Origin of the sequence: Paenarthrobacter sp. PPS72, from assembly GCF_048537125.1 — a bacterium.
Classification (GTDB): Bacteria; Actinomycetota; Actinomycetes; order Actinomycetales; family Micrococcaceae; genus Arthrobacter; species Arthrobacter nitroguajacolicus_E.
In genome coordinates, this window is record NZ_JBLYIE010000058.1 from 1 (window position 1) to 11690 (window position 11690).

An 11690-nucleotide genomic window follows, 5' to 3' on the forward strand; every position below is an offset into this window, starting at 1 on the left:
CCGGCGTCGATATCGGCCTGGGTGATGGCATACGTTGCCGCAGCAGTCACTGTCTGGCCCGGCAACAGCTCGCCCGGAGTACCAGGCCAGGTGTAGGCCAGCGCCGAAAGGCCAGCCAGCGGATCACTGATCACAACACCTGTCAGTTTCACATTGCCAACGTTCTTGGCTGTGAACGTGTAGGTGATCTGGTCCCCTACGACAGACGGGTTCTGGATGTCCGAATCGTCCGCTGACTTGTTGAACTCCAGCGCCGGAGCGGCATTCAGCGGCGTATTCGTTGTTCCCGGAGGAGGCGTTACCGGAGGACCAGCCGGCGGCGTGCCCGTGGTGGTGGCGCTGTTGGCAACATGGCCGGCGTCGATATCAGCCTGCGTGATCGCGTACGTCGCAGTAGCAGTCACCGTCTGACCCGGGAGCAGTTCGCCGGGGGCGCCTGGCCACGTGTAGGTCAAGGCCGACAGGCCGCTCAACGGATCCGTGATGGACACATTGGTGAGCTTGACGTTGCCCGTGTTCTTCGACGTGAAGGTATAGGTGATCTCATCACCCACAACAGAGGGTGATTGGATGTCCGAAGCGTCAGCCGACTTGCTGAATTCCAGCTCCGGGCCGGCAGTCAACGGGGTGTCAGTACCAGCCGGAGGCGGCGTGACGGCAGGACCGCTGGGCGGAGTTCCAGTGGTGGTAGCCGTGTTGGCCACATGCCCGGCGTCGATATCAGCCTGAGTGATGGCATACGTTGCCGTAGCCGTCACGGACTGGCCCGGCAACAACTCGCCCGGAGCACCCGGCCACGTGTAAACGAGGGGCGAAAGCCCGGCCAGCGGGTCATCAATGACCACACCGGTCAGTTTGACGTTGCCCGTGTTCTTCGACGTGAACGTGTAGGTGACCTGATCACCCTCCACGGAGGGGTTCTGAACGTCCGACGAATCAGCTGACTTGGTCAGTTCCAGCGCCGGGCCCTGGGTCAACGGAGTGTCAGTGCTTCCGGGAGGAGGCGTCACCGACGGGCCGGTAGGCGGAGTACCGGTGGTAGTGGCTGTGTTCTCCACATGCCCGGAATTGATATCAGCCTGCGTGATGGCATACGTCGCCGTTGCCGTCACTGACTGACCCGGGAGCAGCTCGCCCGGAGTACCCGGCCAAGCGTAGTTCAGGGCAGACAGCCCTGTGAGGGGGTCGCTGATGGAGACGTTGCTCAGCGGCACGTTTCCGGTGTTCTTGGAGGTGAACGTGTAGGTGATCAGGTCGCCAACAACTGACGGGACCTGGATGGCGGATGCGTCAGCAGACTTGCTGAACTCCATGGCCGGAGCCGAAGTCAGCGGAGTATCCGTAGTTCCCGGCGGAGGCGTTACCGGCGGGCCGACAGGCGGTGTGCCCGTGGTGGTAGCCGAGTTGGCCACGTGGCCGGCAGTAATGTCAGCCTGCGTGATCGAGTAGGTCGCCGTAGCCGTCACGGACTGGCCCGGAAGCAGCTCGCCCGGGTTACCCGGCCAGCTGTAGACCAGCGATGAAAGTCCGGCCAGGGGATCGTTGATGGATACATCAGTGAGCAGGACGTTGCCGGTGTTCTCGGCCTTGAACGCGTACATGATCAGATCGCCCACAGCGGAGGGATCCTGGATGCCGGAAGCGTCGGCGGACTTGCTGAATGTCATGGCAGGAGCCGGAGTCAGCGGAGTGTCGGTGCTTGCCGGGGGCGGGGTTACTGCGGGGCCCGTGGGCGGTGTTCCGGCGGTGTTCGCGGTGTTCGCGACGTGGCCGGCGTTGATGTCCGCCTGGGTGATGGCATACGTTGCCGTTGCCGTGACTGTCTGGCCCGGCAGAAGCGTGCCCGGGGTGCCCGGCCACGTGTAGGTAAGCGCGGACAGACCCGCCAGCGGGTCCGTGATGGAAACGTTGGTCAGTGTGACGTTGCCGGTGTTCTTCGAGGTGAAAGTGTAGGAGATCTGGTCGCCTACGACAGAGGGGTTCTGAATGTCCGAAGCGTCCGCGGACTTGCTGAACTCCATGGACGGCCCACTGGTCAGAGGCGTATCGGTACCTGCAGGCGGCGCGGTGACAGGAGGACCTGTCGGAGGATTACCCGTAGTGGTAGCCACGTTGGCCACGTGTCCTGCATCGATGTCGGCCTGGGTGATGGCGTAGATCGCTGTTGCGGTCACGCTTTCGCCCGGAAGCAGAGTGCCCGGGGTGCCCGGCCAGGTGTAGGTCAGGGCGGAAAGTCCGGGAAGGGGATCGTTGATGGTGACACCCGTCAGGGGCACGTTCCCGGTGTTCTTCGAAGCGAACGTGTAGGTGATCCGGTCACCAGCAACAGCGGGCGACTGAATATCAGAAGCGTCAGCGGACTTGGTGAATTCCATGGCGGGCACGGCGTTTGCCGTGTTGGTCAGCACACAGCTGATATCGGCCCCTGCCACCGGCACGATTTGCAGGGAGCCGTTGAACACTGCGCCGGAAGGCAGGCCGGTCTGAAGACCATTGGCATCAACACAAGTAATGGCCTTGTTGTAACCTGACAAATCGGTGCCCGATTCAGTGAGGTAGTACGGTGTCCCGGCAGTGGCTACGTACTCTCCAGTGACACCTGTGTCGGCTGTGACCGTTGAACCCGAACCAGTGGTGGTGGCATTGGCAGCGTTGCTGACAACCGGTCCCGTGGCCGAACCCGTACGGATCTGGGTAGTGAACTGGTGGGAATCCACCAGACGCGGAGCATCCAAGGCCTTGCTAAGTTCCAAACGCGGAGCGCGAACGATCAGCGTGGCGTCTGCAGGCGGGTTGAGGTTGGTCACGATGTTGGCAGGACCGTTGATGTACGTTCCCTCTGCCGCGGCAGTGACATCCACGGTGATGGTGCAGGAAGTCATGCCCTGGGCGAGGTCGCCGCCCGTGACGGAGATGGTGTTGCTGCCTGCAACCGCCGTCCTCACCAAGGGGTTGGTTCCCGCGGCCTGCACACAAGTGCCACCGATATTGGGAGTACCGGCAACCACAAGTCCGGCCGGTAGCGTGTCCCGGATGGACCAGTCGTTCTTAGCCATGAGGTCGTCCGTGTTGGTCACGGTCAGGGTGACCTTGGAGACGCCCCCGGGGCCGATAAGGGAGGGCGTGAAGGCTTTGTCCACCTGAGGGGTGACGTCCACGATCTGCGGAAGGTCGAAGGCGACGTCGTTGCCGGAACCGCTTGTTGCTTCGTTCCTCAATTCCAAGCCGAGGGTAGGCGTTGTTCCCACAGGGATTTGGTACGCGGCGGACTGAAGCTTGGTGACCTGAACCCGCGCCAGGGTACTGCTGCCACAGGGGTCGAGCCCGGTACTGAGAACCTGGCGGGTCCCGTTGATGAGCAGGCTGAAGGTCTCTTTGGCGTGAGTCGCCTGGCAGTTCACTTGGGCAAAGTATGCAGATACGGCGTAATAGTGGCCCGCGATAGCGGGGATGTTGTTGTTCTCAGTCCGGAACTGTACGCCGGCGGCGATCTGACCACTTGAGCTGTTGGTGTATTCGGACAAGGCCTGGTTACTGGCTGCCTGCGTAGCTGTTTGGCCTTGGGCTTGGCCGAGAGCCACAGCCATTTGACCGATCTGGCCCCAGCCTGCCGGCTGATTGTTGGTACAACCGGCGTCAGATGTCGGCAGCGGGGTGGAGGAGTTCATCACCCAACCGTTGCATTGGCCGCCAGCAGGCGTGTACGGCGTATCTGCCGTATACGTTTCGTTGGCTGCTGCTGCCCCGCCCGTGTAATTCAGGATGCTGATAGCACCGGCAGTAGCGTTTTGATTGGAGAAGTTCTCCGTGTAGACGGGTGTCCCCGGCTGAACTACTCCGGGAGTGCCGGGTGTAGTGGCCAAGGCAGGTGGGGCCAAGGCGCCGCCAACCCCTAGGGACAGGATGGCCGTGGCAACGACTGCCGCCAGCAGCTTCTGTGGAGGTGTGTGTTTCATGGGCTCTCTCGCGTTACGTGTCCTGTCGTTGAAGGTTCAACCAGCTTCAACGAGGGCACCGATGAGCGGAGACCCAACGGCATAGTGCGAGAACTTCGTGAATCGTGACGCGAAACCCAGAAAAAAATTAGAAAGTTTTCCAAGACCCGCAATACGCGGATTCAGGGACAGCGCGCGGGACTACCGGAAGGAGTTGGCAAACGTCTTGGTGACGATGCCATTTCCGCCGAACCGGTAATTGAGAGTCCCGCTTTCCGCTGCCGGAGGCAAAGCAACGCCGAGCTTGAAGGCAAGGTTGTTCCGGTCCAAGGAGTCAGTGGTACAGCGGATCTGCCGCACGTTTTCAGTATTTCCACACGTCCAGCCCGCCGGGGCTACGGTCCTTCCCGCAACAAAGGTTGCCTGGTCCGGGAGCGTGAACACCGCCTCACCCGCAGTTGGCGCGCCTTCGCCCTGCAGGGAGAATCCGATCTGGAGTTCGCGCTCCATCGCTCCGGAGCCTGCGATGGCCGCAAAGGTCGCATTAACCGTTTGAGCGGCTGGTACCGCGGGCGCCAAAGCGGGCGCCGGCGTCGAGAGCACAGCACCGGAATCCACCACGGTGGCGCTCCGCTGCGGCAGCGGAGCAGGCGGAATGACGACGGCGGTGGGTTGCGGCGCCGCGGCTGGCGGGGCCTCCGCGAGGGGGGCCTCCGTGGCAAGCGGCGTCGGCGTGGCTGTACGTGTCGAGCTTGGCGTCGGGCTCGGCGGCGACGCCTCCCGGGCAGCCGGTGCTGTGGCGTCGGAGGCAACAGTGGCTTCAGAACCCGCATTGGGCTGGAGGAACCACACGAGTACGCCCGCCAGTGCAAGGACTCCCACCACGATGGCCGCCGCCAGCTTCCATAGCTGGCTGGCACTGCGCCCCACCACACCGCCCGCCTGGCTGGATACTGTTGCGCTTCCGACCCCCGACGACGGGCCTACTGCTGTGGCCGCTGATCCGAGGGCGGCAAACGCGCCCGGGGCGAAAGCGATGCCTGTGATCAGCGGGAACAGGATGGCCCTCATACCGCCTTGGACATCGTTGAGTTCAATCAGCAGGGCCGTGCACTTCGCGCAGCCGTTCAGGTGAGCGCTGACTTTCTCCTCAGACGTTCGCTTCAGTGCGTTTCGTGCGTACTTTCCCAACTGACTGGCGTACTGGTCACAACCATTGCCCACCGTCTGGCTGATGTGCTGCTGAAGGTACGCCTGACGCAATCCTTCCCTCGCCCGGAGTGCCAATGACGAGACGCCGTTTGGAGTGAGGCCGACGAGGGGAGCCGCCGCCGCCGGCTTCAAGCCTTCAATGTCCAGATGCCAGAGCACGGCTTGCCAGCGTTCGGGCAACGACTTGAAGGCCTTGGCCATGATGGTGGATTCAAGGTCGTTAAGGACGGGGTCGCTGTCCACGACCGCGGAATCGAGGACCGCATCGTCTGCTGCTGTCGGCATGCGACGGGCCTTGCGGTTCCGGTCATGCGCCGTGCGGCGCACCACGGTCAGGAGATAGGAGCGGAAGAACTCCTTTGGCCCCTTGCCGTCCATCAGGAGCTGGAAGATGGCGGCGAAAGACTCAGCCACGACGTCATCGGCGTCGCTGGGGTTGTCGCTCTGCGCACGGGCTACATAGTGGGCCACGTTGAAGTGCCTTTGGTAGAGCACATCGAAGGCATCGGTATCGCCTTCGCGCACCAAAGTGATGATCTGGGAATCGCTGCCGGCAGCAATTTCCGAGGCCGGAGATTCTCCGCTGGCCGTTGCCGCCATTAGTTGATCCATAAACAATAGTGTGGCATCTCTTCGGCTATGACTTGAATCGAGCCGTTCGCCCCTGTAGATAACTTCGATTTCCGCATCACGAATGCGCCCCCTGCATCACTTGTATGCATGACCGCCCATTCCCGGAACAAATTGAGGCCCCATGAATATCCGGCGTAGCCGTCCGTTCCTGAAGTTGATGCGTGCCACGCACAAGGACACGCCGAGGGCCCCACGTGCAATTGTTCAGGAATTACCGTCCCGGCGCTCGGCACTTTTGGCCCGAAAAAAGAATGCCGGCCATATCTCCCTCGTGTATGGAGCAGACCGCCCAGTGGCCATTCCGGGCGATACGGTCATCTTCACCGCATGGGTCACCAACGACTCCACAAGCCACTTGCGTGATGTTAATCTCATCCCCCGTTCCTTTACCAACGAGGGCATGGAAATGCTCCGATACACCTCGGAACCGGTGGAGCGGGACTTGCGGATAAAACTCCTGGCACCGGGACAGTCCGTGATGCGGAGCTTCTCCTACTTGGTAACGGACTCCGATCATCTCCATGGGGGAAGCCTCGTCAGCGCAATGCAGGTCAGCGCAAGCTGTCGGCGCGAAGTAATAACCGATGAGCATGACGCCATAGTCTCCCTCAGCGGAACGCGGCGGGACTGGCCCTTCGAAACAGCCAGGGCAGGCCAGCCCAGGCGAGGCCCAAAAGCAGCTGACGCGTCAGTGCGCGCCTAGCCGTTACTCGTTATTAGGTTCGCCTACCGGCTTTTCCGCGGGCCAGTCGACGTCCTGTTCGTAGCCCTCATGCTTCTTCAGGTACGCGGCGATGTAGGGGCAATGCGGGATGATGCGCTTCCCGGACGCCACTACGTCATCCAGCGCAAAGTGCGCCAGCACTTTTGCCAGCCCTTGGCCGTTGAACCCTGGTTTGGTTTCAGTGTGGATGAAATCGATATGACCGGGCTTGTCCATGAACTGGGAAATCACTGCCAGTTCACCGTCCACATGCAGTTCATAGCGGTGAAATTTGTCATTGCGCACCGTGGTGACGCCAGCTCGGAACGACTCTGCAGTGGAATCCTTGTACTCGGTCATGTTTCGAGATTGGCACGTAAATCCGGCTCTGGCAACGTTCGCAGCCTCCCCTCGGGCAATTCCGCGCCCTGCCGCAACTGCAGCATCGGGGCGGGTGTCGAAACCGGGGTCAGCACCGGCGTCGGAACCCTGCCGAGCAAAAGGACCGAAAGGGCAAAGCACGCCGCTCCCCCGCCCAACAGGGCAAGCGTCAAGCCATTGAACGCAGCGTCCGCCACGGGGATCAAAACCACGACGGCGGCGGTCACCACTGCCGTACGCGAGGGACCCCGCGCGTGGCTGGCCGCCGTCGGACGGTTCTCCAATCGGCCAAACATCAATACCACCGGGATCAGCAGGGCAACCACCGCGACGAAGACCGGTATCCGCGCCCACCACCACTCTGCAGTTCCTGCCAGCGGCTTGGGCACGTCGGTGAGCAAAAACAGCCCGGACAAGCCCACCAGTAGCGGAAGGTGCCACAGATAGATGGTCATGGATCGCCGACCCGCCAGGGCAATGACTGCCTGGACCCAAGGGATGTCAGCGATCCAGCGAATCCCTTTTTGCAGCAGTTGGAGCGTCGCCGCCTGGGAAATGCCCAAGAGAAGCAGGCAGAAATTGGGCGGGTTCAGGTTCACCACCATATTCCCCGGGTACACGGCCACGCCGGTGACGAGCCCCAGCAAAAGGTTGCTGGAAATGATGGCACCGAGGAGCCACCCGCGACTACGTTTCTCGAAGAAGCCATCGGCCATGAGGAATCCCAGCTGCTGGACCGCGCACCACACAAAGATCATGTTCGCGAATGCCAGGACCGGAAGGGCGCCGCGGAGGGAGTCGATGGCGATGATCAGCGTTACCAGAGCGGCAAGGGTTGGAAACGGCGCGCGTTCGTGAAGCCAGGCCAACAGGGGGATGCTGAGTTGGGCTGTGAGGTAGGCCGCCAGGAACCACAACGGCATCGCAGCGCCGGCGGTCATCAGTTGGATGACCTGCGGGTGGACCCCAAGCAGCAGCGCGACCCAGAGTCCTGCCCACATGAGTGCCAGTACAACCATGGCCGGGCGGACCAGGCGCAGGAGCCGCAGTTGGGCGAAATCGAACCCGCTGCCACCGCGTGCCCTCAAACGACGCCAGGATTGCAGTCCCGTCATGCCGCCCAGGACGAAGAACAGCGGCACGATCATGAGTCCCCACAGCACGGGGGTAAACCAGCGTTGCTCCATAAGCACGTTCAGGGTAGTGACAGTTCCATCCTTGTGAAGGACAGGGCTGACCATCATGCAGTGTGCCGCGACAACCAGGAGGAGGCAGGTGAAGCGGACAAGGTCGATCGCCGGGTCCCTGTGCACAGCCGTTACGTGGCTGGCCGGAGGATGCGCGTCCATCTCCATGGCTCTCCCTACAAAGGCACGCGCCTACGTGCTGACTCCATTCTCCGCCCGGGCGAGGGCTTGGGCCAGCAGGCAGGGCGGACTCCCCTGCCGATATCCACAAACTCAGAATTGGCTCTGGACGGGTCGGAAAAACACCGGCAGGATCAGACCCATGACTACGTCGATTTTCGTGAACCTGCCCGTCAGCGACCTTGAAGCGTCCAAGACTTTCTACACGGCCCTTGGCTATTCCATCAACCCGAATTTCACCGACGAGACCGCCGCTTGCGTGGTCTTCAGCGACACCATCTTCACCATGCTCCTGACCCACGACAAATTCAGCCAGTTCACCAAGCACCCCATTGCGGACACCAAAAACTCGACGGCGGCTATCCTTGCAATTTCTGCCGACAGTCGTGAGGACGTGGATGCCCTGGCAGCCAAGGCACTCAAGGCCGGCGGTTCCGAAACCTACGACCCCATGGACATGGGATTCATGTATAGCCGCGCGTTCCGCGACTTGGATGGGCACCACTGGGAAGTTGTTTGGATGGACCAGGCCGCGGCACAGGATGGACCGCCGCAGTCCTGATTTCCGTAACTAGCCGTCCGTGGGCAGTACAGCTAGCCCAGCGTCACAGCCAGCACACCAAGCACGACGGCGAGCAGCGGCGTTGCGCCCTGAAGGGTAGCTGCGCGGAGGTACTTTTTGCCGCTTGCTGCGAGCACCAGGGCGGCCAGAAGCATGGAACCGCAGCTGCTGAACACGAGGGTCCAGCCAACTTGGGGCGCGCCCATGGCCACTGCGATGATGCCGATGAGTGCGCCAACGGCGAGGAACAGGTTGTAGAAGCCTTGGTTGTAAGCGAGGGGCTTAGTTGTCTCGGCGTCGGCCTGGGAGGTGATGCTGAAAGTTTTCCAGGTTTTGGGCTTCGTCCAGGTGATGGACTCCATGGTGAAGATGTAGACGTGGAGCAGGGCGGCGATCGTCGCAAAAATCAGGGAGGCCAGGATCATGTTTTGATCCTAGCCTCCCTGTATTGCCGGGCTTGGCTGCCTCGCTGCCGTCAGGCGGTGAGCAGCCCCAATGTGGCACCGGCATAAGTCGCAGCCGAGCCGTTCCATCGGGCCAATAACCCTTGAAGATTCTCACCATCGGCCCGGTGGGCTGCGGTTTCCGACTCCAACGTGGCCAGGATGCCGGTGCGGAGTTCGGTGTTGAAGTTCACTTTGCCCACATTCATTGACGGCGCCTTCGCAAGCTCATCGCCCGGAATGCCGGAGGCGCCGTGGAGGACCAGTGGCACGTGGGTCATGGCAGCGACTTCCTCCAGCACATCCCAACGAATGTTTGGTTCGCCCTTGTACTTCCCATGCACGTTTCCCACCGCAATGGCGAGCAGTTGGGCGCCCGTCCGCGCCACGAAGTCAGCCACCTGTGCTGGATTGGTGAGGCCCGCAACGGAAGTTCCGGCGTCGTGCGCTGAACCTTCGGCGCCGAAAGCCTTGTCCTCATCGCCCGCAAGGCCGCCCAGCTCGGCCTCGATCACGACGTCGGCAGCACCTGCAGCGTCCAGCGCGGCACGGACTTCGCGGACCAGGGCGATGTTGTCCTCATAGGGCAGGGACGAACCGTCGGCGAGGACCGAGTCAGCACCGGCGGCCACTGATTCGAGGATGACCTTGAGGTCCGAGGCATGGTCCAGCTGGACCGAAACCGGGACGCCGGCTTCGTCAGCCAGGCCACGGAGGGCTGTGATGAGGCGCAGTCCGTTAGGCGTGGACGCAGTCTTCGGAGCGACGAGCAGGATCACACCGAGCCGGGCTTCTTCCGCCGCCCCAACAACGGCCAGAGCGGTGGTGAAGTCGTAGCACGTGAAGGCCGGAACAGCGGAGCCGGAAAGCAGGGCTGAGTTGACGAGCTGGTGGAGGTTGGTGCGCATCAGTGGGCCAGGCCTCCCACCAGGATCCAGGCAACGTATGTCAGCGCGAAGCCGGCCAAGCCCAGGATGGTGGTGAGGACAGTCCAGGTCTTAAGGCCGTCCGAGACGGTGAGGCCGTAGTAACGGATCACGGTCCAGAACCCGGCGTCGGTCACGTGGGACAGGCCCAGCGAACCGAAGCCGATGGCGATGACGATCACCGCGATCTGGGCCGGAGTGTAGCCGCCCTCCATGACGGCAGAGGTCAGCAGGCCCGTGGTGGTCACGATGGCGACAGTGGCAGAACCCTGGGCGGCGCGCAGTGCCAGGGAGATGATGAAGCCGAGCACGATGACCGGCAGGCCGAGGCTGTCCAGTGTGTGGGACAGGGCGGCGCCGATACCCGAGGTGCGGAGGACTTCACCGAAGACGCCACCGGCGGCAACCACCATGAGGATAGACGCGATGGGCGGAAGTGCGCCCTCGAAGATTTCGCCGGTTTCCTTGAGGGACCAGTTGCGGCGCACTGCCAGCAGGAAGAAGGAGAGCGCCACGGCTACGAGGAGTGCGAAGAACGGGTTGCCGATGAACGAGGCCACGCCGTACCAGTAGTTGTCCTTGGCGATGGTCAGCGTGCCCACCGTGCCCAGGAGGATCTGGACGATTGGGGCGGCGATCAGGAACATGATCAGGCCGGGACGCGGAGGGGCGATTGCGCGGGCGCCGGGACCGTCGTGGCCTACATGGACCAGGGAGTCGGAACCGAACTCTTCAACCTGCTGCTTGACGCCCGGGAGGAGTTCGTAGTCCTTCCGGTTCATGATGCTGGCAACCCAGTAGGACAGGAATCCGAGGGGGATGCAGATGATGAGGGAAATGAGGGTGATGAGTCCAATGTCGGCGCCAAAGACTCCGGCGCCTGCAACGATCCCGGGGTGCGGCGGGACGGCAACGTGAATGGAGAGCATGATGCCGGCCATGGGCAGGCCGAACTTGATCGGGTGAACGTTTGCGATCTTTGCGAAGGCGTAGACGATCGGGACGAGGACGATCACGCCCACCTCGAAGAACACCGGGATGGCCACGAGGAAGCCGACGGCGGTCAGCGCGATAGCGACGCGCTTGGCGCCAAGCTTCTCGGTGAAATGCGTGGCGAGTGATTGCACGCCGCCCGAAACCTCGATCATCCGGCCAAGGATGGCGCCGAGGGCGATCAGCAACGCGACCTTGCCCATGGTGCTGCCAACGCCGGTGGTCACCACGGTGAAGATGTCCTTCAGCGGAATCTGCGCTGCAACACCCACCAGGATGCTGACGGCCAGCAGGGCGACGAACGCCTGGATTTTGAAGCGGATGATCAGCACCAGCAGGAGGGCGATACCGGCTGCGGCGATGGTCAGCAGAAGGGGTGTTCCCAGCTCCACTGCGGGCTTAATGGCGGGGGCGTCGGCCGCCCGGACCATCAGCGAGTTGATGAGGGGATTCATTGGGGGTGTCTCCTTTGACAAACCAGTCTTGGGACCGGCGGGAGGTGCGACGACGGCGAAGGGGGGACCGCCGTCGTCGC

Annotated in this window: 9 protein-coding genes; 2 read left to right on the forward strand and 7 right to left on the reverse strand. The window is 62.4% G+C overall.

The annotated features are described in order from the left end of the window. Together ACLRGI_RS20265 and ACLRGI_RS20270 are read right to left on the reverse strand one after the other, a co-directional pair. Positions 1–3956, reverse strand: a 3956-nt coding sequence (locus ACLRGI_RS20265) for a CLIPPER-2 domain-containing protein (RefSeq protein ID WP_419203256.1), incomplete at its 3' end; no start/stop codon positions are given. A gap of 180 nt (positions 3957–4136) precedes the next feature. Further along, positions 4137–5759 carry an RNA polymerase sigma factor gene (locus tag ACLRGI_RS20270; protein ID WP_419203258.1) on the reverse strand — a complete coding sequence of 541 codons (1623 nt, stop codon included), beginning with the start codon at positions 5757–5759 and terminating at the stop codon, positions 4137–4139. A gap of 142 nt (positions 5760–5901) precedes the next feature. Between ACLRGI_RS20270 and ACLRGI_RS20275 the strand changes: the two genes are divergently transcribed. Further along, on the forward strand, positions 5902–6483 hold the full coding sequence (locus ACLRGI_RS20275) for a hypothetical protein (protein WP_419203260.1): 582 nt from the start codon (positions 5902–5904) through the stop codon (positions 6481–6483). A gap of 3 nt (positions 6484–6486) precedes the next feature. Here the strand turns inward: ACLRGI_RS20275 and ACLRGI_RS20280 are convergent, their stop codons facing one another. Together ACLRGI_RS20280 and ACLRGI_RS20285 are read right to left on the reverse strand one after the other, a co-directional pair. After that, entirely contained in the window at positions 6487–6843 is a 357-nt protein-coding gene (locus ACLRGI_RS20280) for a GNAT family N-acetyltransferase (protein ID WP_419203261.1), read from the reverse strand. Then, complete coding sequence (locus ACLRGI_RS20285) at positions 6840–8219, reverse strand: acyltransferase family protein (protein ID WP_419203262.1); 1380 nt, start codon at positions 8217–8219, stop codon at positions 6840–6842. Before ACLRGI_RS20285 ends, ACLRGI_RS20280 begins: the two co-directional genes overlap by 4 nt. A 154-nt stretch (positions 8220–8373) precedes the next feature. Here ACLRGI_RS20285 and ACLRGI_RS20290 point away from each other — a divergent pair, with 154 nt between their 5' ends. Continuing rightward, a complete protein-coding gene (locus ACLRGI_RS20290; RefSeq protein ID WP_419203263.1) occupies positions 8374–8793 on the forward strand; it encodes a VOC family protein in 420 nt (139 codons plus the stop codon). A gap of 32 nt (positions 8794–8825) precedes the next feature. Here the strand turns inward: ACLRGI_RS20290 and ACLRGI_RS20295 are convergent, their stop codons facing one another. The 3 genes from ACLRGI_RS20295 to ACLRGI_RS20305 are packed head-to-tail and all read right to left on the reverse strand — an operon-like array spanning position 8826 to position 11610. Further along, a complete protein-coding gene (locus ACLRGI_RS20295) occupies positions 8826–9218 on the reverse strand; it encodes a DUF1304 domain-containing protein (RefSeq protein WP_419203264.1) in 393 nt (130 codons plus the stop codon). 50 nt (positions 9219–9268) lie between these two features. Next, positions 9269–10144 carry a class II fructose-bisphosphate aldolase gene (locus ACLRGI_RS20300; protein ID WP_419203265.1) on the reverse strand — a complete coding sequence of 292 codons (876 nt, stop codon included), beginning with the start codon at positions 10142–10144 and terminating at the stop codon, positions 9269–9271. After that, a complete protein-coding gene (locus ACLRGI_RS20305) occupies positions 10144–11610 on the reverse strand; it encodes a GntP family transporter (RefSeq protein WP_419203266.1) in 1467 nt (488 codons plus the stop codon). Before ACLRGI_RS20305 ends, ACLRGI_RS20300 begins: the two co-directional genes overlap by 1 nt. Positions 11611–11690 lie beyond the last annotated feature (80 nt).